A 20,794-nucleotide genomic window follows, 5' to 3' on the forward strand; every position below is an offset into this window, starting at 1 on the left:
GGGGGCGTTGCCCCCAGACCCCCAGGATATTTTAGGCCAAATGAAGCCTCGGCAGTTTTGTCTCTGCGGGGGTGGCGGCAAAAAGCTGAGTGAGACTCAAATATGCAATTCTCTGTCACCCCGGATGTGTTCAAACTGGCGCAGGTGTTCACCATTTCGCGCGGCTCGCGCACGGAGGCGAAGGTGCTGACGGTGCGGGTGGAAGATGAGGGCCATGTGGGGTGGGGCGAATGTGTGCCTTATGCGCGCTATAATGAAACCCTTGAGAGTGTGACCGCAGAGATTGAGGCCTTGAGCGGGCGGCTTGACCGTCAGGCCCTGTATGATCTCCTGCCGGCTGGCGCGGCCCGTTTTGGGGTGGATGCGGCGCTTTGGGATCTGGAATGCAAAAAGGCGGGCAAGCGCGCCTGGGAATTGGCTGGATTGCCAAAGCCGGGGCCGGAGATCACCGCCTATACGCTGTCGCTGGCCACACCTGCGGAGATGCAGGCGCAGGCGGCCAAGAATGCGCATCGCCCGCTGTTGAAAATCAAACTGGGCACGCCAGATGATATGGCGCGTCTGGAAGCGGTGCGCGCAGGGGCGCCGAAATCCACCATCATCGTGGATGCCAATGAGGGCTGGTCGGCAGAGGTCTATGCGGATCTGGCGCCACATCTCGTACGTCTCGGTGTGGCTCTGGTGGAGCAACCTTTGCCTGCGGGAGAGGATGAGGCGCTGATCGGGATGGAGCGTCCGGTGCCGGTCTGTGCCGATGAAAGTGCCCATGATTGCAGCAGTCTGCCCAAATTGAAGGGCAAATATGACGTGGTGAACATAAAATTGGACAAAACTGGCGGGCTGACGGAGGCGTTGAAACTGCGCGAAGCGGCTCTGGCGGAAGGTTATAAGGTCATGGTGGGCTGCATGGTTGGCTCCTCGCTGGCGATGGCACCGGCCACGCTGGTGGCGCAGGGGGCCATGATCACTGACCTTGACGGGCCGCTCCTGCTGGCCGAAGACCGTGACACACCACTTTTGTTTGATGACAAGGGCGTGCACCCGCCAGAGGCCGCGCTCTGGGGATAAGGGCGCGATGAAAACAGCCATCATTTTTGACACCGAGTATCTGACCGATGCGGGCGCTTTGGGGCGGTTGTGGTTTGGGCCGGAAGATCCCGATCCGATGCTGGTGCAGATTGGCGCTGTGGCACTGTCGCTGGAAGATGATTTTGAGGTGCTGGCGCGTTATGAGGCGGTGGTGATGCCACGGGATCGTCAAGGGATGCCCTGTCAGGCAACACCCTATTTTGAAGAGCTGACCGGGGTGAGCAACGCGCGGATTGCGCAGGACGGTGGCACGCTGCAGGCGGGTCTGGACGGTTTGCGGGACTTTGCTGCAGGTGCGCCTTTGTGGAGCTGGGGCAAAGATGAGCTCTATGCGCTGGGCGTGAGCTGCTATCTGGCGGGCATTGCGCCGCCGATCCCGGCGCATCGGTTTGGCAATGTGCGCAATCTTGTGCTCAAGGCAGGCATGCCGCAAGAGGATATGGCGCGGTTGAGCAGCAATGAGCTGGGCGGTTACTACGGGCTGCCCAATCAGGATGCGCGGGCGCATGATGCGGTGGACGATGCACTGTCGATTGCCGTGGCATTGCGGCATCTGTTGCAGAAAAGCGCGTTGCGCCCAGAGGATTTTGACCGGCCCGTTCAGGCGGAGGGGCAGGCCCCGCGTGCGGTAGGATAGGGAGTGTCGCCGCGTTGTGGCAGCATGCGCGCTTTGCAGGCGCGTCCGAATTCAGTAGAGACACCATGAACACCGGCTTCAGGGGCCGGAGCAGAAAGAAGGACGACCAACCATGACCCGCACAGTCTATGTGAACGGCGCATATCTGCCGGAGACCGAGGCCACCATTTCGATTTTTGACCGTGGGTTCCTGATGGCGGATGCGGTCTATGAGGTGACATCGGTTCTGGATGGAAAGCTGATTGATTTTGAGGGGCATGCTGTGCGTTTGCAGCGCTCTCTGGATGAGCTGGAGATGGCCGCGCCCTGCACGCAGGAAGAGCTGCTGGAGATCCACCGCAAGCTTGTGGAGTTGAACGACATTGACGAAGGTCTGGTGTACCTGCAGGTGACACGGGGCAGCGATGGCGACCGTGATTTTGTTTTCCCTTCGGCGGACACCAAGCCGAGCCTTGTGCTGTTTACCCAGAACAAACCCGGGCTGGCGGACAATCCGGCGGCCAAGAAAGGGGCCAAGATCATCTCGATTGAAGACATCCGCTGGGGGCGTCGTGACATCAAGACCGTGCAATTGCTCTATCCGTCGATGGGCAAGATGATGGCCAAGAAAGCCGGCTGTGATGATGCGTGGATGGTAGAAGACGGCTATGTGACTGAGGGCACCTCCAACAACGCCTATTTCGTGAAAGACGGCGTGATCGTGACCCGCCCGCTGTCCAATGACATTCTGCATGGCATCACGCGCAAGGCCGTGTTGCGCATGGCGGCAGAGGCGCAGCTTAAGATTGAAGAGCGGCTTTTCACCATTGAAGAAGCCCAGGCGGCGGATGAGGCTTTCACCACCTCTGCATCGGCTTTTGTGATGCCGGTTGTGGAAATTGATGGCGTTGCGTTGGGCGATGGCACGCCGGGGCCGATTGCCAGCCGTTTGCGTGAAATCTATCTCGACGAGAGCCGTAAAGCCGCTGTTTGAGGCAGCCGCACGAGGGTTAAAAATGAAAAAGCCGTCGGAAAATCCGGCGGCTTTTTGTATTCTGTTGTGCCAGCGATAGGGTGCTGGTTTGCTCTTGAAAATAAGGCTTCCGTGAGTGGTGGCCGTGTTCGTAAGTGGTGTTTTCAATACCTTGATATTTACTTAAGAGATATTACCAGTCAACCTTTAGTTGCTTAATTTGTGAATAAAACGTCAGAGACGCTGACCAAGCGGCAAAAAGCGCAGAAATCAGGGTGTGTTAGCAGACACATCAGGAACCCTGCGCCTCGCGATGGTGCTGTCAGGGCGCCACTTGCAGGACAATTTTTCCAATATGACCGCTGCTTTCCATGCGTTGATGGGCAGCAACGGCGTCTTGCAGGGTAAATGTGCTGTCCATGACGGGGGCGATGCGGCCGCTTTCGAGCAGAGGCCAGACATCTTGCAGCAGTGCCTCGGCAATCTTGGCTTTGGCCAGATCGCTTTGCGGACGTAGGGTGGAGCCGGTGATGGTCAGACGGCGCATCATGACATGGGCAAAGTTGAGGCTGATCTTGGGGCCCTGCAGAAAAGCAATCTGCACAAGGCGGCCATCGTCGGCCATGGCTTTGACGTTGCGTGGGAGATAATCGCCGCCCACCATATCCAAAATGAGATCGGCGCCGCCTTCTGCACGCAGGACATCGACAAAATCCTCGTCGCGGTAGTTGATGGCGCGTTCGGCTCCCAGTTTTACGCAGGCATCGCATTTTTCTGCGGAGCCTGCTGTGGTGAACACGCGTGCGCCAGCGGCTTGCGCCAGTTGGATGGCGGTTGTGCCGATGCCAGAAGAGCCGCCATGCACCAGAAACCGTTCGCCGGCTTTCAATCCGCCGCGCTGAAACACGTTGGAATAGACGGTGAAGAAGGTTTCGGGCAGGCAGGCGGCGGCTTTGAGATCCATGCCTTTGGGCACAGGCAGGCAGTGCGCGGCAGGTGTCAGGGCATATTCTGCATAGCCGCCGCCGGGCAGCAACGCACAAACGCTGTCCTCTTCGGCCCATTGGGTGACGCCTGCGCCCACCGCGGCGATGGTGCCTGAGGCCTCAAGGCCGGGCAGGTCGGAGGCATTTGCAGGTGGATTGTAGAGACCGGCCCGCTGCAGCACGTCGGGGCGATTGACGCCTGCATAGGCAACGCGGATCAGCACTTCGCCGGGGCCGGGCGTGGGGATGTCACGGGTGGTGCGTTTCAAAACCTCCGCGCCGCCGGGGGTGCTGATTTCTACGGCTTGCATGGTCTGTGACATGACGCGGTCCCTTCTGCGATCTCTGTGTCCGTGATCTTGTTGACTGTCTAGCAGAGGCAGGGCTTGGGGGAACAGGGACTTTTGTCGCGCTGACGCGAGGGGAGAGCGTCATGGGAGGGCATCGGCGCATGCGCCTGACGCCTGTGTGCGATGCCGGCGGAGGAGGCCAGAGGAGGGGGCGTTGCCCCCGTCGCAGACAGGCTGCGACTCCCCCAGGATATTTGTGGTTAAATGAAGCCCGGGGGCGACTCAGGAACTGGGGGGCGGTGTCCAGAGGTTTTCAAAGTTGCCCGGCAGACCTTTGGGTGGTTCAGGGGCGCGGCATTTGGACAGCGCATTGAGCGGGGCCGCCATGAGCTTGCCCAGAGGGCTTTTGTTGAACTGGGCTTTGGTCTTTTCAAACTGCATGACGTTTTCGATGCGACGATCCAGAAAGGCCCAAGTGGCCTCCTGCGCGCCGCTGTCATCGCCGAGCCAGTAGAGCACGGTGGCGGAATATACCGCGGACAGGGTGGCTCGTTTGGAGTACCAATTGATGTCGCGGGAGCTGTCGCCGATGGCGCGCCAGATGGCATCCGAGGTGCCCCAGATCAGCTGTGCACCGGTGGCGGCATGTTGCGGCAGGGCAAAGAGCGTGCTGCCCCGGCGGATGATTTCGCGATCCGGGCACAGCTCCAGCCGCGTGCGCACGGCAAAGGTGATCTTTTCGCGGATCTTCATATCCTGAAGCGCAGCTGCGCGCAGCGCGTCTTCCATCTGAGAATCACCGCGTTTGTGATAAGCGACGGCCAGATCCACAGCGCCGCGTGGGCAGAGCGCGCGCGCCACGGTGGCATCCACGCCCGTGTCTGCGATGGCGGCCACAAAAGTGGTTTCAGACCAGCCATCAAAGGGCACATGCATCTCTGCGGCCTCCAGAAGGCGGGTTTTGATGTCTGTTGATGCGTGGTTCTGAGCGTCGTCGTGCATGGGTGTCTGCCTCTCAAACGGTGCGGTTGCAGCCATACTAGACAAACTTCGGGCAAGTTGCTATACGGCGGCCTCCTGCAATTTCCTTGCAACTCAAACTTAGAAAGGTGGTGAAAACCACATGCAGGTTAGTGTTCGTGACAACAATGTCGATCAGGCGCTTCGTGCCCTGAAGAAAAAGCTGCAGCGTGAAGGCGTCTTCCGCGAAATGAAGCTCAAGCAACATTTCGAAAAGCCGTCCGAGAAAAAAGCGCGCGAAAAAGCTGAAGCGATCCGCCGTGCCCGTAAACTGGCGCGTAAGAAAGCACAGCGTGAAGGTTTGCTCTAAGCAATTCTTCTTCAGAGCTTTGGACACAAGAATTGACGACCCCCATGGCCCGGCCATGGGGGTTTGTCTTTTGTTGTCGCGACGGATTTTGTGATTAGATGCGTAGCAGGTTGGGGGAGCACCCCGCGCAGAGGGAATTGGGACGGATTTTGCAATGAAGCGCACCTTTGGGTCGTTTGTCTTTGTATTGGTGGCAGGGGCCATCATTGGCGCGCTTTATGGGCTGATGATGAATGAAATTCTTGATCGCAACTGGGGTTTGAAGGCACCAATCCGGGGCGCGGTGCGGGGTATGGCGGTGGCCTCTGTGGCGGTGGCGCTGGAGGTCTGGATCAGCAACAGCGCGATTGGGCGCTGGCAGCGCAGTCTCAAGTTTCGGCGGGGAGTGGCGCTGCGGGTCGCGATCACCTGCCTGATCATCTACGTAGCGCTGGCGGGATCGCATATTGTGCTGATCGGGGACCGCGATGTCTATGTGGACTGGATCCAGAACGGCTTTGGCCCGGACTTCCTTTTTGCGCTGCTGGCCGCTGTTGTGGTGCAGATCCTGTTGCAGGCGCGGCGGCTGATCGGGGGGCGCACCCTGACCTATTTTATTCTGGGCCGCTATGCCCGCCCGACGGAAGAGTGCCGGATTTTTGTGCTGGCGGATCTACGGGGTTCAACGGCGATCACAGAAACGCTGGGAGATCAGAAGGCGCTGGAACTGATCACCGGGGTGTTTCTGGATATTGATGCCACGATCAAGAAACACCGCGGTGTGATCCACAACTATGTTGGGGATGAGATCATCATGAGCTGGCTGGATCGCGGGGCGGATGGCAATATGCAGCTGCTGCAGTGCATCGATGAGATCTTTCAGGTGCTGGCAGCGCGGCAGGGGCATTACCTGGCCAAATTTGGCGTGGCACCTTCGTTGCGCATGGGCATTGCCGGGGGACCGGTTGCCGTGGGCGAATGCGGCTGGGAGAAGCGGCAGGTGGTCTATATCGGGGATACGATCAATAAAGCCAAGCGCATGCAGGAGGCCTGCAAGGCGCATGATCTGTCGGTGATTTTAGATGCGGAGACCGCGCAGGGAATGACTTTGCCCATGGGGATGGGGGTGACTCCGGTAGAGCAGACCACGCTGCGCGGGCGGGCCAATGCCACGCAGATGCTGACACTGACCGCGCCTGACGGCAGCGCGCTTGAGGCGCTGACGCCGGAGAGCAAGACGGCTTAGCCGCGCTGTTTGCCTTTGGGGGCAGCCGCCGCCGCAGCGGCCCGACGGGCTTTGTTTTTCTTGCTGTTGGATTTGCCCTTGGGCGGCGGTGGGCCTTTGGGTTTATCACCGGATTTGCGGCTTGGCTTGGCTTCGCTCAGGGCTCCCTCGGCCATGGCGCGGCGGCGTGGAGCCGCGCTGCCACCCGGACCTGCGCCATAGGCGGGTTTGGACTCGCCGCCTTTGGGTGCTGCTTTGGGGGTGCTGGATTTTGGCTTCTTGTGGCGCGGTGCCGGATCGTCATTCCACGCAACAGGCGGTGTGGATTTGCCGGCTTTCTGGCCGGAGCCTTTGGGTTTTTCGGAAAATTTATCCTGTTTTGGCTTGTGAAATTCCGACTTTTCACTCCGGTCAGAGCGGGGGGCATCCCGGTCTGTGTTGTGTTTGTCGAACTTGCCTTTGCCACGATGGGGTTTGCCGCCCTCTTTGCGGGGGCCCTTGCCAAATGGTTTTCTGCCACCATCACGCCCGTCGCGGCCTTCGCGATAGCCATCCCGTCCGCCTTCGCGTGGGCCACGGGAGGGGCCGCGCTCCAGCACAGGGGCGCTGTCCATCTGGGCCAGCTTTGCCCCTTCCTCAAGGGTCATGGCCGGGCCAATGGCCGCGAGGAAGCCGGCGACGCTGCTTTCCAGCACTTGCACATAGCTCTCATCAGGATTGATGCGGATGGCGCCAATGTCGTCTTTGGTCAGATCGCCCAGTTTGCACAGCATCGGCAGCAGGCGGCGCGGCTCTGCCCCTTTGTTGCGGCCACCGGAAATGGAGAACCAGACCGAGGGGCCAAAGTCTTTGCGCGGGGCTGGTTTGGCATCGGAGGCGGCGATCTCTTCGGGGGCGGAATGTTTGGAATTGTAAAGCCGCAGATAGGCCGCAGCCACTTGTTCAGCCGAAAATGTGCCAAGCAAAGCTTCAATGAGAGGCGTTTCGGTAACGGTTGGTTCAGATGTCCAGTCCGGATCCGCAAACATGCGGGCCTGATCCTGCGCGCTGACCTCATCGGCAGAAGGCGCACCGGACCATTCGGCTTCAAGCTTGGCCCACCGCAGCAGGCGCTCTGCTTTTTTGCGCGATTTGCGGGTCACGATCAGGGCAGACACCCCTTTGCGGCCTGCGCGCCCGGTGCGGCCAGAGCGGTGCAGCAGGGTTTCGTGGTTGTTGGGCAGTTCGGCATGCACCACCAGATCAAGGTTTGGCAGGTCGATGCCGCGCGCGGCCACATCGGTGGCCACACAAACCCGGGCGCGGCCGTCGCGCATGGCCTGAAGCGCATGGGTGCGCTCTGTCTGGGACAGTTCACCTGACAGCGAGACCACCTGAAAGCCGCGATTGGACAGGCGGGTTGTCAGGCGCGCCACCATGGCACGGGTGTTGGCAAAGACAATCGCATTGGGCGCTTCGTAAAAGCGCAGCGTGTTGATCACGGCGTTTTCCGCATCGCGGTCCATCACAGTCATGGCGCGATAGGTGATGTCGGCGTGCTGTTTCTGTTCGGATTTGGTTTCCACCCGGATCGCATCGCGCTGATAGTTTTTGGCCAGCTCGGCGATCATCTTTGGCACGGTGGCGGAGAACAGCAGGGTCTGACGCTCGGCGGGCACCTGTTCCAAAATGAACTCCAGCTCTTCGCGGAAGCCCAGATCGAGCATCTCGTCGGCCTCATCCAGCACCACGGCGCGGATGTCCATCAGATCAATGGAGCCACGATCAATATGGTCCCGCAGGCGGCCCGGTGTGGCCACAACGATATGGGCCCCACGGGCCAGCGCGCGGCGTTCGTCGCGCATGTCCATGCCGCCCACACAGGAGGCAACGCGGGCCCCGGCCTCGGCATAGAGCCAGGTCAGTTCGCGTTTGACCTGAAGCGCCAGTTCACGTGTGGGCGCGATGATCAGCGCCAGCGGGGCGGCGGCCTCTTCAAAGGCCTCAGCCTCTGCCAGCAGGGTGGAAGAAATGGCGAGACCAAATCCCAGCGTTTTGCCAGACCCGGTCTGTGCGGAAACAAGGAGGTCTTTGCCCTGAAGCTCTGGCGCCATGACGGCGGTCTGAACCTGAGTGAGTGTGTCATAGCCTTTGGCGTCAAGCGCGGCCTGAAGTGCGGTTTTCACGGTGAAATCTACTTTTCATCTGAGGAGTGCCAGCTGGACGGCGTCGGCGGGCTCCCTCATTGTCTGAACCGCTCTCATCATCATTTGTGGCAAGAAGCGCAGCACCTAGCCCATATTGCGCCGCATGTATAGCCTCCTTTGATTGCGCACGAAGCTGTGAAGGGGATTTTCTGTCAATTTGCGCCAAAGGCTTTGCTTTGGTGGGAAACTTCCTAAGTTAACGAAAACGCATTTTAGGAAGGGCGCAAAGATGACGGACAGCTACACACCCCCGAAGGTCTGGACATGGGAAAGCAAGAGCGGCGGGCAGTTTGCCAATATCAACCGGCCGATTGCCGGACCCACCCATGACAAAACGCTGACCCGGGGGGCGCATCCCTTCCAGCTGTATTCTCTGGCCACACCCAATGGTGTGAAAGTCACGGTGATGTTTGAAGAGCTGCTGGCCGCAGGCCATAGTGGCGCAGAATATGATGCCTATCTGATCAATATTGGCGAAGGTGATCAGTTTGGCTCTGGTTTTGTGGATGTGAACCCGAACTCCAAGATCCCGGCGCTGATGGATCTGAGCGGTGAGGATGAGGTGCGCGTGTTTGAAAGCGGCGCGATCCTGTTGCATCTGGCGGAGAAGTTTGACGCCTTTCTGGGGCCTAAAGAAAAGCGGGCGGAGATGCTGAGCTGGCTGTTCTGGCAGATGGGCAGCGCGCCGTATCTGGGCGGCGGTTTTGGCCATTTCTATGCCTATGCGCCAGAAAAATGGGAATATCCGATCAACCGCTTTGCCATGGAGACCAAACGCCAGCTGGATGTGCTGGATCGCCAGTTGGCCGACAATCGCTATATCGCGGGTGACGAGTATACCATTGCGGATATTGCGATCTGGAGCTGGTATGGCGCGCTTGTGCTGGGGCGGCTTTATAATGCGGCGGAGTTTCTGGATGTGGAGAGTTACAGTCATGTGCAGCGCTGGGCCAAAGAGATCAATGATCGTCCGGCCGTCAAACGCGGCGTGAAAGTGAACCGCTCCTGGGGCGAACCAGAGCAGCAGCTGCGTGAGCGCCATTCTGCTGAGGATTTTGACACTCGTACGCAGGATAAGCTGGCACCAGAGGCAGAGTGAGACGCGCGCGCTTTTCCTGTTGGGGATTGTCCGGGGGGGCTCCCGCCCGGGCGCAGCGCATTTAGACATGCGCGCTTCTGGTTGGGCCCGGCTCAAAACCATGTTTTGAGCCTGCGCCTGCGGGACGCAGGCGCCACCGCCGTGACAAAAGAGAAGGCCGTGCTCTGACAAGGATCAGAGCGCGGACTTTATGACTGCGGCACCCGCGTTAGGGGGCGTCACACCGGCAGGGCTGTGGTTTTGAAGACGGTGCGCAGGGCAAAGGAGCTTTGCATCTGGGCGACGCCGGGCAGGCGGGCGAGATGCTGGCGGTGGATGCGGGCGAAATCATCGGTGTTTTGTGCCACCACCTTCAGAATGTAATCCGCCGTGCCCGCCATCAGATGGCATTCCAGCACGTCCGGAATGCGGGCCACGGCCTTTTCAAAGGCATCAAGCACCTCATCGGCCTGACCGGACAGGGTGATTTCCACAAACACCGTTGTGGGCACATCCATTTTGCGCGGATCCAGTAGCGCCACGTAATCGCGGATATAGCCATCTTCTTCGAGGCGGTGCACACGCCGGTGACAGGCGGAAGGGGAGAGGTTCACCTTCTCTGAAAGTTCGGCATTAGAGATGCGGCCCTGCTTTTGCAGGACTGTGAGTATGCGACGATCCGTCTGATCCAAAGACATATTATGAAAGCTCCTTGCGTCATGATCACAAATAGTCGAAGATTTTTGCAAATGCGAGTTTTCGTAGTGCTTAAAAATGAAGCACATTCCGGCGGGGGCTTCCTAACCTGACCTTAGGTACATTGAGGAGATGCCGCGATGAAGATCGGATGCCCAACTGAAATCAAACCCCAGGAGTTCCGTGTCGGTATGACGCCAGATGCCGCCCGTGAGGCGGTGGCGCATGGCCATGAGGTGATCATTCAGGCCGGTGCCGGCAATGGCGCAGGCTTTCAGGATGAGGATTATCGCGCGGCGGGCGCGACCCTCCTTGGCACCGCAGAAGAGATTTTTGCCGCCGCCGATATGATCGTGAAAGTGAAAGAGCCGCAGGCGGGCGAGCGCAAGATGCTGCGCGAAGGACAGCTGTTGTTCACCTATCTGCACCTGGCACCAGATCCGGAGCAGACCAAGGATCTTATGGAAAGCGGCTGTACGGCCATCGCTTATGAAACCGTGACCGACGCGTATGGCGGTCTGCCTTTGTTGGCGCCGATGTCTGAGGTGGCGGGCCGTCTCGCGCCACAGGTGGGGGCCTGGACCCTGCAAAAGGCCAATGGCGGGCGGGGTGTCTTGATAGGCGGTGTGCCCGGTGTGGCGCCGGCCAAAGTGGTGGTGATCGGCGGTGGTGTGGTGGGCACCCATGCGGCCAAGATCGCCGCAGGCATGGGCGCGGATGTCACCGTGTTGGACCGTTCTCTGAGCCGCCTGAAATATCTTGATGATGTCTTTGGCGGCACCTTCAAGAACCAATATTCCACCGCAGGCGCCACCGCGGAGCTGGTGCGGGAGGCCGATATGGTGATTGGTGCCGTGCTGATCCCCGGGGCAGCAGCGCCCAAGCTGGTATCGCGTGCGCAGCTTTCAGAGATGAAGCCCGGTGCGGCGCTGGTGGATGTTGCGATTGATCAGGGCGGCTGTTTTGAAACCTCCCGTGCCACCACCCATGCTGATCCGATCTATGAGGTGGATGGCATCATGCATTATTGCGTGGCCAATATGCCGGGCGCGGTGGCGCGCACCTCTACTCAGGCGCTGGGCAATGCCACCCTACCGTTCCTGCTGAACCTCGCGGACAAAGGCTGGAAGCAGGCCTGTGAGGACGATCCGCATCTGCTCAACGGGCTCAATGTGCATGCCGGTCAGCTGACCTATGATGCGGTGGGCAAAGCGCTGGGCATTGATGTGATCTCCCCGGCGCTGGCGCTGAAGAGTTAAACTGTGTTGCCTCCAAGACCCTTGTGGCTTTGGGGGCATTTTTGCGTTGCCACTTATTGGGCACGTGTTTGCGTTATGGCGCAGAGCAGAAGCGGCCCCTGGCGCGTTTAAAGAGGCTGAAGTTGGTCATCTGTGCCTAATGCTGTAATCTGCGCGAATGTCGGCTACACATTTTGAAGTTGTACAAAGTTCTGCGTGGAGCGCTGATTTGACTGCGAACCAACTATCCCTGCTGCTCTTGCCTGTCTTGATCTGCTCATTCGCCGTTTGGCGCTTTGTGCGCATGCGAAATCGTAAGAAAAACCTGCCCATCAAGGTTCACGGGCCGCATCGGCCAGATGCGGGTTATGATGCGAAAGAGATTGCTCGCAGCAAAGGCAAAGGCAACGGCATGGCAGATGGCGGCGTGGGTTGAGGTAGGGGTAAACCTCGGCATGTCTGTGAGCAAAGCTGATTTCCCATCGCCACCAAGACATACATCCTAAAGATGTTGAGGTTGTTTTTTCCAGTTTGAGTTGTTTCGCTTTGAGGTGTACGAGAGACGATCTCCGGGCAATTTACATCAAATGCGCGACGGTTGGGTTGTTCCAGCGTCATTCTTTAATTTTTTCAATGATTTGCGATTTCACTGGCTATGAAGCGATGCCGTTTTGTTCAAAGTGCCTAGACCTTTTTGAGCCCCGTATATTAAAGGGTTGTAGGGGCGCAAACACTTATTTTTGCAGAAAAATCTGCGCGGTGGTGGAGGATCTATCCGGCCACCTCGCGTGCGGCGGCCATCTGTGAGATGTGCCTGTGGGGACAACAAAGGGGATCTAAATGCGTATCGCAGCAGCGGTGATGTTACTGGCACTATCCGGAGCGGCTCTTCCGAGTTTTGCAGAGGAGTTTACGGTTACCGGGCCCACGGCAGTCACCAATGGTGGCAATACCATTGATGGCGATGACACCCTCACGATTGACGATACGGCCTCCATTGTGACCTCCGGAAGTTCCGCGATTGTGACAACAGGTGACAATAATACTATTATTAACAGAGGCTTGGTCTCCAGCGACGTGAATGCCGTGGATCCCAATGGCGATCGCGTGACCATCACGATCATCAACCATGGCACGATCAGAAGCGGCGCAGATGCCATCGATGTGCAGAACGATGACAGTGTCGATATCACCAACTATGGCACGATCTCTGCCCGCACATACCCTATTGATGTGTTCAATAGCCCCTCTGTTGTCGTGCGCAACTTTGGCACCATTCGCAATGATGAGACCTCTTCTGCGCGCAATGTCCTGGACTTGGATGGTGACAATAGCGCTGGCAGCGCTGGATATGTCTACAACGCTGGCACGATCACAAATGGTGCCGTCGATGCTGCGATCTACTTGCGAGATTTCAATGAGGTGGCGGTGGTCAACAGCGGCACTCTCACGCGTGTGGGCACACCGACAAACAATCAAGGTTTGATCGAAGTGGTGGATGCTGCGGATGGGCTTACCTTGCACAACTCAGGCAGGATTCTGGCGCTGGGCGGCGGCGTGGCCTTGGAATATGCAAACGATGGTCGGTCAGATACCTATTTTCTTGATGGGTCGGTGATCAGCGGCTCCACATATTTTAACGGCAGCAGTATCGAAAATGCGCATTTTCATTTCGGTGCGGGCGTGTCTGGCCGCTACCAATTTGGCGGGTTCTCAAGCTCAGGCTTCGTCAGCACACCCGGAAATCAACCGGGGGATCTGGCGTCAATCAACGTGGAAAACGGCGCTTATGTGATCAATGGGGATTATCTGAATGTTGTCGATCTGAGCCTGCAAAACGCGACCACCCGCAATGTCGTGGGCCTGCTTGGACAGCTGCACCATAGAGGGAGGCTGACCTCTGACGGCATCACCACTTCGGATGCCATTGGTGACGGTGAAAATTGGTTTGGTGTTTTTGGATATTATTCCGACAGTTCGGATGCATCCTTTGCGGGCGACTACAGCGGCGCTGGAGTTGGCGTCCAGCGAGGGGGACAACTGAGCAATGGTCTGGACTACTATCTGGGCGCCACCGCGTTGAATTCAGATAGTGAGGCGGATGTTGGCTTTGACAGTACCGGTTACGGTTTGGTCGCGGGCCTGTCTCAGGTGAAGCCGACGGGCCTTGGGTGGAGCCTTGACGTTGGTGTGATGCATCTGAACTCCGAGCGTACCATCAATGATACAACCGTTGTCGCGACCGGTTTGGACAGTGCAGAAGAGGACTATCTGGTGGGCTATGTCTCGCCCGCTCTGCAATTTCACAACGTGCTTGGCTTTCAGGAAATGATTTCGCTGCGGTATGCCGCGATTGTGCAAGAGTCGCAGGATTATGCCTTTGCCTCAACGACGCAGAGGATTGGATCCTCTGTTGCGCATTATGTGGCGGCCGAGTTTGTGAAAGCTGTCGAGCTGAACAATGGCATGATTTTCGACTATGGCTTTACGATTGGATCCACCAACACCAGTGATACAGATATTCGTGTAGACGGTCTCACCAACACGGCTGCAGATCGCTCGTGGGGCGAAGGGGAAGCGATGGTTGGGCTCACAATTGGCCAGTTGCGTTCAGAGCTGCGTCGATCCAGTGAAGGTCGGACCGTCGTGAGCTTTGATTGGCAGCAGACTTTCTAGCGCAAGATCTCTGATCCCGAGGCACCGGGTCGATTTTCTGACCCTCAAGAGACATCCGGCAGGTTGGCCACACCCAAGAGACACAGAGTCAGGGTGAGGCGGGCGTCTGACCTTCAAACAAGGGCTGCAACGCTTTCAGGCGTGCGGTGACAAATTCGGTGAAAATGCGCACGCGGGGGACCTGACGCAGGTCTGCGTGGGTCAGCACCCAAAGCGGCGCCTGTGCAAAGAGGGGCAGGCCCGGCACACGCGCCAGCAGAGGGTCGCTGTCGCCCAGAAAGCAGGCCATGCGGGTGGCGCCGATCTGAGCGCGGACTGCGCCGACGGCGGCGGCCATGTCATCCACGGTGAGCCGGGGCACCAGATTAGGGCGGATGTCTTTGATCTCCTTGGGTGGGCCGGGCCAATGGGCAAAGCGGATCCAATCAAGCGGTGCTGTGCCGCCGGGGTCACGGGAAATCAGATCGCGATGGGCAAAGACCGCGCCTTTCTGTTCAAACAGCTGTCGCCCCACCAGCGTGTCGGGCGGAGACTTGGCAAAACGGATGGCCACATCCGCATCCCGCTGTGCCAGATTGAGTGTGGCATTGGTGGCCACCAGCGAGAGTTCTACATCCGGATGGGTGTGCAGGAAGTCTGCCACGATGGGGGCCAGAACGCGGGCAATCAGCAATTCCGGAGCGGTGACTTTGAGAGGGCCTGAGATGGCAGTGTCCCGCGCGGTGATGCGGCGGTCAAGATCCTGATTGAGTCGGGCCATGGCCTCTGCGGCTTCCACGGCCTCCCAGCCCGCCTCAGTGGGGACATAACCGCTGGGCAGCCGGTCAAACAATCGCGTGCCCAGAGCCGCTTCGGCGGCGGAAATCCGGCGCGCAACAGTCGCGTGGTTCACGCCAAGCGCCCGCGCCGCGCCGCTGGTGCCGCCATGACGGGCGGTGTGCATGACAAATTTCAGGTCGTCCCAATTTTGCATGGGGTGATCATATTTGCACATAAAGCTTGCAGCAATGATCATTTTTGATTGGAAGGCGCGCTCCTATCTCAGGGTCACACAACAGTAATTGGAGCACAGCATGACCGCTTATGCCTTTGTCAATCTGACGATCACCAACCCAGACAGTTTTAACGCCTATCGCGCGCAGGCGGGCGCAGCCCTGAACAAATATGGCGGCGCGGCCATGGAAGTTTCCAAGGAGGCGGAAGTGATTGAAGGGGGTGGCGCTGCGCCTACGGTGGCGGTGATCCTGACCTTCCCGGACCGCGCGGCGGCCAAAGGCTGGATCAATGATCCGGATCTGGCATCGGTGCATGCGCTGCGCGAAGGCAGTGGCACATCCCAGATCATCTTGATGTAATCTGGCAAAGCCCCATCAATATCGCGCAAAAAAAAGGCACCCCGCAGGGTGCCTTTTGTCTGTGATGAGTGCGCGATCTGCGTGAGGCTCAGCCTTCGCGCCGGATTTCCACCGTATGCGGATAGGGGATCGAAATCCCGTCTTTGTCGAAGGCTTCTTTCACCGCCTGTGTGAGGCCGAATTTCAGCTCCCAGAAATCCGCGGCGTTGCACCAGACGCGCATGGTGATGTCCACCGAACTATCGCCCAGATTGGTGACCTGTGCCCAGGCCTCGGGATCCTTGAGCACGCGGGCATCGGCATTGGCTGTGTCCAGAATGATCTGCTTGGCCTTATCCGCATCATCGCCGTAGTCGATGCCAAAGACCACATCCACGCGGCGGGTGTCATGGGCGGAGAAGTTGGTGATGATGCTGCCCCAGGCCTGACCGTTGGGGATGATTATCTGCACATTGTCCGGGGTGACCAGTTCGGTCACAAAGAGGTTGAGATCCACCACCGTGCCTGCGGTGCCGCCCACATCGACATATTGTCCGATTTTGTAAGGGCGGAACAGGATGAGCATGAAACCCGCAGCCAGATCAGAGAGCGTGCCTTGCAGCGCAAGACCAATGGCCAGCGTGGCAGCACCCATCATGGCCACAAGCGAGGTGGCTTCGATGCCAAAGATGCCAAGAATGGCCACAAGTACCATCAGCAGGATCACCCAGCGTACGATGCTGGCAGCAAAATTGCCGAGGGTCTTGTCGATTTCAGGGGTTTTGTTGACCCGGTTGCGGACCATGCGGCTGACGGTGCCGGCCACGATCCAGCCGATCACCAGAACGATCAGGGCCTTGCCCGCCGTGAGGATCAGCGGGGCAAAGCCCTGTGCCTGTTCAATCACTGTTTCCATTTGCAGTCTCCCACTTCCTGTGCCCCTTTGGGCCTGTCCCATGTTTTATTGGCTCTGCGCTGATGCACAGTATCATGCTGTCATGCGCACGAACAGGTGGCTGGCACCATGGGAAAAACAGCTTATCTATCCCCGCATGACCGCAGAAGGAGATTGCCATGACAGCTGTGACAACGCATCCGATCAACCGCCGCTGGGCGGCGGAAAATCCTGAGCTTTTGCAGCTCTATTCCTTTCCCACGCCCAATGGTGTGAAAGTGTCGATCATGCTCGAAGAGATCGGCCTGCCCTATGAGGCGCATCTTGTGACGCTGAGTGATGCGGATGTGCGCAGCCCCGAGTTTCTGGCCCTGAACCCCAACAACAAGATCCCGGCGATCATTGATCCGCAGGGCCCGGATGGGGCGGCGGTGCATCTGTTTGAGAGCGGTGCGATCCTGATCTATCTGGCGGAGAAGACCGGCCAGTTGATCGGAGAGACTGCGGCTGAGAAATATGATGTGCTGAAGTGGGTGATGTTTCAGATGGGCGGGCTGGGCCCGATGCTGGGACAACTTGGGTATTTCACCAAATTTGCCGGTGCAGAGATTGAAGACCCCCGTCCCAGAGAGCGCTTCCGTGTGGAGGCCAAGCGGTTGCTGGCAGTGTTGGAGCAGCAATTGGAGGGGCGCGACTGGATCACCGGATCCTATTCGATTGCGGATATTGCCATTGCGCCATGGCTCAATGCGCTGGCCTATTATGGCACGCAGGAGCTTGTCGGCTGGGAGGACTATCGCAATGTGAACGCCTATCTGGCGCGCTTCTTGGCGCGTCCGGCGGTGCAGGCGGGGCTGAATATTCCACCGCGCCCGGTCTGAGACGGGGAGTAAAAGAGCAGGGGGCTGTCTGCCCCCTGACCCCCGAGGATATTTCAGGTCAAATGAAGCTTAGGCTCAGGACCCATTAATGTTTTAGCACCGGTGCAGAAAAATTAGTGGGTCCTGAGCCTAGGCGCTGCGGATTGCGTCGGCCAGTTTTTCACCGATCATGATGGTTGGGGCATTGGTATTGCCGCCAATCAGACGTGGCATGATAGAGGCATCCACCACGCGCAGGCCCTCCATGCCATGCACATGGCAGTCTTTGTCGACCACGGCCATGGGATCGGTGCCCATTTTGCAGGTGCCAACCGGGTGATAGATGGTATCGGCCCGGTTGCGGATGTCCTCTTCCCAGGCCTTATCGGAGCCGTCGTGATCATAATAGCGGCTGCCGCGCCAGGCGGCCAAGGCCGGATCATCCATGATGCTGTCGAGCATTTTGGCGGCTTTCTTCATGACCGTCAGATCGGCCTCGTTTTCCAGAAAACCGGGATCGATTTTGGGAGGCTTGGCGGGATTGGCAGAGTGCAGGGTCACGCTGCCACGGCTTTGAGGGCGCAGCACGCAGAGGTGACAGCTGTAGCCATAGGGCAGGTGCATTTTGCGGTTGTGCTGATCCACGATACCCACCACGAAATGCAGCTGAATGTCGGGACGTGACAGGCTCGGATCGGTTTTGAAGAAAGCGCCGCTTTCGGCAAAGGGCGAGGCAAAGAGGCCTGTGCCGGTTTTGCGCCAGCGCAGCGCGGCTTTGCCCATTTTGGCCAGCCCCCCCGGTGTCAGCCCCACTGTGTCTTTCTTTTTGTTTTTATAGCTGAGGACATGATCGAGGTGGTCTTGCAGGTTTTGGCCCACGCCGGGCAGCTCATGCACCATTTTTATGCCGTGTTTTTCGATCTCAGCTTTGGGGCCGATGCCTGACAACAGCAGCAGTTGTGGGGAACCAAAAGCACCGCTGGAGAGGATCACCTCCTTGCGCGCTTTCAGGGCCTGCACCTGACCGGCGCGTTTGACCTCCATACCAATGGCGCGGCGGCCTTCGGTCAGCACCTTGCGGGCCTGAGTTTTGGTCATCACGGTCAGGTTGGGGCGATGTAAATTCTCGCGCAGATAGGCGGCAGCGGCGGAGCAGCGTTCGCCTTTGTGATCCCCCTCATAGAACTGGGTCACCTGATAGTGGCCGGCACCTTCCTGATCGGGGCCATTGAAATCTGTGGTGCTGCGGATCTGGTGGCGATTGCAGGCCTCGATGAAGGCGTCGTTGATCGGGCGGGGTTCGGCTTGATCGCCGACCTGAAGCGGGCCGGCTTGACCATGCAGCGCATCGCCGCCGCGCTGATTGCCCTCAGCCTTTTTGAAGTAGGGCAGGACGCTTTGCCAATCCCAGCCCTCACAACCGAGCTCAGCCCATTCGTCATAGTCCTGCTGATGGCCGCGGATATAGAGCATGGCGTTGATGGCCGAGCTGCCGCCGAGGGCTTTGCCGCGGGGTTGAAAGCCGCGTCGGTTGTTGAGGCCGAGCTGGGGCGTGGTGTGCAGCGCCCAGTTGTTGATTTTAGGGCGACCGGGCACCATCGCGGCAATCAGAGCGGGCGCACGGATGAAGATGTCTTCGCCCTTGCCGCCAGCTTCCACCAGACAGACGGTGGTGTCGGCATCTTCTGTGAGGCGTGAGGCCAGCACACAGCCTGCGGAGCCGCCGCCCACGATGATGTAGTCAAATTCCATAGTGCCCTCCCGTGTTGCCACAACTTAGGAGGGCAGGTTTTGAGCGCGCAAGGCTGACGATGCGTCAGACGCCTCTGGGCGCGATGTGCGCCTCAGCTTTGGGGTAGGACGCCGGATTGCACATAGCGCAGGAGCTCGACCACCTGACGGGGTTCTTCGGCCACGGCCAGAGCGGCGGCATGCACTTCTTTCAGCGCGTGTTGCTGATCGGGCATGGACAGCACGATGATGGATTTGCCAAGCGCCGCCGCATAGCCGGCATCAAAGGCGGCGTTCCATTGGCGGTATTTCTCGCCAAAGCGCACCACGACCACATCAGCGTCTTCAATCCCCTTGCGGGTGCGGATCGCATTGACCATCGCGCCCTTATGGTCGTGCCAGTATTTGGTGTCTTCTGCGCCCAAAATGGCCACGCCGCAATCATCGGATGCGCCGTGATCGGTCACCGGGCTGTTGAAGGTGACATTCAGGTCGGCGGCACCGGTGATGATCTGCTCACGCCAATCTGTGTGAATCTCGCCGGACAGGTAAACATTCAAGCTCATGGGGTATCCTTTCTTGCCTGGCATGGTCATAGCCTGTCCAGCCGGGCGCACCAATCCCCCGCTGGCTGATGCAGTGTCAGATTTTGCGGGCCACCAGATAGCGGCTTGGTGGATTGGCCGGGAAGTTGCCGCTTTCAATGATCTGAAACCCGGCAGCTGTCACAGATGCTTCGAGCTCTGCGATGGTCAGAAAGCGCACGAAAGGGGCTTTGCCCAACAGCTGAAGCAGGGGCAGGGCGAGCTTGATCAGGCGCACTCTGAGCGAGGTGATTTTCTCGCCGAGGCAAGGGGTTTTGGAGATGAAAAGCCCGCCGGGTTTGACCCGGGCGGCGATGGCGGCATAGGCGCTGTCTGGATCGGGGAGAAGATGCAGGAGATTATGCGCCATCACCACGTCAAACGGGCCATCTGGCGCGGTTTCTGCGGTGGCTTGCAGCAGCTGGAGGTTGCTTGTCTGTGCCGTATTGGCACGTTCCCGTCCCTCATGCAGCATGCCGTTGGAGACATCGGTGGCGACCATTTCGGTAACCGCATCCGCCAGGGCAATGGCCGTGCCTGCGGTGCCACAGCCCAGCTCAAGTGCGCGGTCTGTATGGGCAAGATAAGAGCGGGTGCGCTCCAGCGTGTAGGTGTAGGATTGCATGTCGCGGATGTCGGACTTGGCGTATTTCTCCGCGATCCCGTCCCAGAATTTGGCGATGTTTTGCATGGTAGGCTCCTTTGAAGGGCAGGGTACACATGCATAAACCCTATGAGAATTGCCGAAATTCGCAGTTCCTCTATACGTAAATGCATGATTGATCCTAATATGCCCTTTGACTGGAACCATATCCGCGCCTTTTTGACGACGGCCGAGGAAGGCTCTTTGTCTGCTGCGGCGCGCAAACTTGGCCAGACCCAACCTACGGTTGGGCGGCAGGTGGCCGCGCTGGAAGCGGATCTGGGCGTGATGCTGTTTGAACGGGTAGGGCGCAGCCTTGCTTTGACCGTGGCCGGGGGAGAATTGCTGGAGCATGTGCGGGCCATGCGCGCGGCTGCGGATCGGG

At 58.8% G+C, this 20,794-nt stretch carries 21 protein-coding genes; 12 read left to right on the forward strand and 9 right to left on the reverse strand.

Annotated features, from left to right (window positions below):
- Positions 1–102 precede the first annotated feature (102 nt).
- The 3 genes from dgcA (at position 103) to SHM7688_RS16555 (ending at position 2,699) form a co-directional block, all read left to right on the forward strand.
- Positions 103–1,068, forward strand: a complete 966-nt coding sequence (dgcA, locus tag SHM7688_RS16545) for an N-acetyl-D-Glu racemase DgcA (protein ID WP_058241058.1) — start codon at positions 103–105, stop codon at positions 1,066–1,068.
- A gap of 7 nt (positions 1,069–1,075) precedes the next feature.
- Positions 1,076–1,726 carry a 3'-5' exonuclease family protein gene (locus SHM7688_RS16550; protein ID WP_058241059.1) on the forward strand — a complete coding sequence of 217 codons (651 nt, stop codon included), beginning with the start codon at positions 1,076–1,078 and terminating at the stop codon, positions 1,724–1,726.
- Positions 1,727–1,838: 112 nt separating this feature from the next.
- Complete coding sequence (locus SHM7688_RS16555; RefSeq protein ID WP_058241060.1) at positions 1,839–2,699, forward strand: D-amino-acid transaminase; 861 nt, start codon at positions 1,839–1,841, stop codon at positions 2,697–2,699.
- Positions 2,700–3,000: 301 nt separating this feature from the next.
- Here the strand turns inward: SHM7688_RS16555 and SHM7688_RS16560 are convergent, their stop codons facing one another.
- Together SHM7688_RS16560 and SHM7688_RS16565 are read right to left on the reverse strand one after the other, a co-directional pair.
- On the reverse strand, positions 3,001–3,987 hold the full coding sequence (locus SHM7688_RS16560; protein ID WP_058241061.1) for an NAD(P)H-quinone oxidoreductase: 987 nt from the start codon (positions 3,985–3,987) through the stop codon (positions 3,001–3,003).
- Positions 3,988–4,236: 249 nt separating this feature from the next.
- The gene (locus SHM7688_RS16565; protein ID WP_058241062.1) at positions 4,237–4,956 is read right to left on the reverse strand and encodes a COQ9 family protein; all 720 of its coding nucleotides are present in this window, start codon (positions 4,954–4,956) and stop codon (positions 4,237–4,239) included.
- Between the two features lie 121 nt (positions 4,957–5,077).
- On the opposite strand from SHM7688_RS16565, the gene rpsU reads away from it, so the two are divergent.
- Positions 5,078–5,284: a 30S ribosomal protein S21 gene (gene rpsU / locus SHM7688_RS16570; protein ID WP_005614280.1), complete on the forward strand. Its 207-nt coding sequence runs from the start codon at positions 5,078–5,080 to the stop codon at positions 5,282–5,284.
- 154 nt (positions 5,285–5,438) lie between these two features.
- Positions 5,439–6,509: an adenylate/guanylate cyclase domain-containing protein gene (locus SHM7688_RS16575; protein WP_058241063.1), complete on the forward strand. Its 1,071-nt coding sequence runs from the start codon at positions 5,439–5,441 to the stop codon at positions 6,507–6,509.
- Here SHM7688_RS16575 and SHM7688_RS16580 read toward each other — a convergent pair.
- Complete coding sequence (locus SHM7688_RS16580; RefSeq protein ID WP_058241064.1) at positions 6,506–8,653, reverse strand: DEAD/DEAH box helicase; 2,148 nt, start codon at positions 8,651–8,653, stop codon at positions 6,506–6,508. The two genes, SHM7688_RS16575 and SHM7688_RS16580, sit on opposite strands and share 4 nt — an antisense overlap.
- 250 nt (positions 8,654–8,903) lie before the next feature.
- On the opposite strand from SHM7688_RS16580, the gene yghU reads away from it, so the two are divergent.
- Complete coding sequence (gene yghU / locus SHM7688_RS16585; protein ID WP_058241065.1) at positions 8,904–9,773, forward strand: glutathione-dependent disulfide-bond oxidoreductase; 870 nt, start codon at positions 8,904–8,906, stop codon at positions 9,771–9,773.
- Between the two features lie 218 nt (positions 9,774–9,991).
- Here the strand turns inward: yghU and SHM7688_RS16590 are convergent, their stop codons facing one another.
- A complete protein-coding gene (locus tag SHM7688_RS16590) occupies positions 9,992–10,450 on the reverse strand; it encodes an Lrp/AsnC family transcriptional regulator (protein WP_058241066.1) in 459 nt (152 codons plus the stop codon).
- A gap of 138 nt (positions 10,451–10,588) precedes the next feature.
- On the opposite strand from SHM7688_RS16590, the gene ald reads away from it, so the two are divergent.
- The 3 genes from ald to SHM7688_RS16605 all read left to right on the forward strand — a co-directional run bounded on the left by ald (position 10,589) and on the right by SHM7688_RS16605 (position 14,362).
- Positions 10,589–11,707, forward strand: coding sequence for an alanine dehydrogenase (gene ald, locus SHM7688_RS16595; RefSeq protein ID WP_058241067.1), 1,119 nt, complete (start codon positions 10,589–10,591; stop codon positions 11,705–11,707).
- A gap of 208 nt (positions 11,708–11,915) precedes the next feature.
- A complete protein-coding gene (locus SHM7688_RS20100; RefSeq protein ID WP_149687262.1) occupies positions 11,916–12,122 on the forward strand; it encodes a hypothetical protein in 207 nt (68 codons plus the stop codon).
- Between the two features lie 404 nt (positions 12,123–12,526).
- Positions 12,527–14,362, forward strand: coding sequence for an autotransporter outer membrane beta-barrel domain-containing protein (locus SHM7688_RS16605; protein ID WP_058241069.1), 1,836 nt, complete (start codon positions 12,527–12,529; stop codon positions 14,360–14,362).
- Between the two features lie 88 nt (positions 14,363–14,450).
- On the opposite strand, the gene SHM7688_RS16610 is transcribed toward SHM7688_RS16605, so the two are convergent.
- Positions 14,451–15,335 (reverse strand): LysR family transcriptional regulator, encoded by an 885-nt coding sequence (locus tag SHM7688_RS16610; protein ID WP_158500708.1) that lies wholly within the window; start codon positions 15,333–15,335, stop codon positions 14,451–14,453.
- 100 nt (positions 15,336–15,435) lie between these two features.
- Between SHM7688_RS16610 and SHM7688_RS16615 the strand changes: the two genes are divergently transcribed.
- Positions 15,436–15,717, forward strand: a complete 282-nt coding sequence (locus SHM7688_RS16615) for a DUF1330 domain-containing protein (protein ID WP_058241071.1) — start codon at positions 15,436–15,438, stop codon at positions 15,715–15,717.
- Between the two features lie 88 nt (positions 15,718–15,805).
- On the opposite strand, the gene SHM7688_RS16620 is transcribed toward SHM7688_RS16615, so the two are convergent.
- Positions 15,806–16,612, reverse strand: a complete 807-nt coding sequence (locus SHM7688_RS16620) for a mechanosensitive ion channel family protein (RefSeq protein ID WP_058241072.1) — start codon at positions 16,610–16,612, stop codon at positions 15,806–15,808.
- Positions 16,613–16,770: 158 nt separating this feature from the next.
- Between SHM7688_RS16620 and SHM7688_RS16625 the strand changes: the two genes are divergently transcribed.
- Positions 16,771–17,472, forward strand: a complete 702-nt coding sequence (locus tag SHM7688_RS16625) for a glutathione S-transferase family protein (protein WP_058241073.1) — start codon at positions 16,771–16,773, stop codon at positions 17,470–17,472.
- Between the two features lie 129 nt (positions 17,473–17,601).
- Here the strand turns inward: SHM7688_RS16625 and SHM7688_RS16630 are convergent, their stop codons facing one another.
- The 3 genes from SHM7688_RS16630 to SHM7688_RS16640 all read right to left on the reverse strand — a co-directional run bounded on the left by SHM7688_RS16630 (position 17,602) and on the right by SHM7688_RS16640 (position 20,457).
- Complete coding sequence (locus SHM7688_RS16630; RefSeq protein ID WP_058241074.1) at positions 17,602–19,203, reverse strand: GMC family oxidoreductase; 1,602 nt, start codon at positions 19,201–19,203, stop codon at positions 17,602–17,604.
- 92 nt (positions 19,204–19,295) lie between these two features.
- The gene (locus tag SHM7688_RS16635; protein ID WP_058241196.1) at positions 19,296–19,748 is read right to left on the reverse strand and encodes a YtoQ family protein; all 453 of its coding nucleotides are present in this window, start codon (positions 19,746–19,748) and stop codon (positions 19,296–19,298) included.
- A 76-nt stretch (positions 19,749–19,824) separates the two neighbouring features.
- Complete coding sequence (locus tag SHM7688_RS16640; protein ID WP_058241075.1) at positions 19,825–20,457, reverse strand: class I SAM-dependent methyltransferase; 633 nt, start codon at positions 20,455–20,457, stop codon at positions 19,825–19,827.
- Positions 20,458–20,541: 84 nt separating this feature from the next.
- Between SHM7688_RS16640 and SHM7688_RS16645 the strand changes: the two genes are divergently transcribed.
- Positions 20,542–20,794 (forward strand): LysR family transcriptional regulator (locus SHM7688_RS16645; RefSeq protein ID WP_144432623.1); only part of this gene is annotated, 253 nt, incomplete at its 3' end.

The sequence above is a fragment of the Shimia marina genome (assembly GCF_001458175.1).
Taxonomy (GTDB): domain Bacteria; phylum Pseudomonadota; class Alphaproteobacteria; order Rhodobacterales; family Rhodobacteraceae; genus Shimia; species Shimia marina.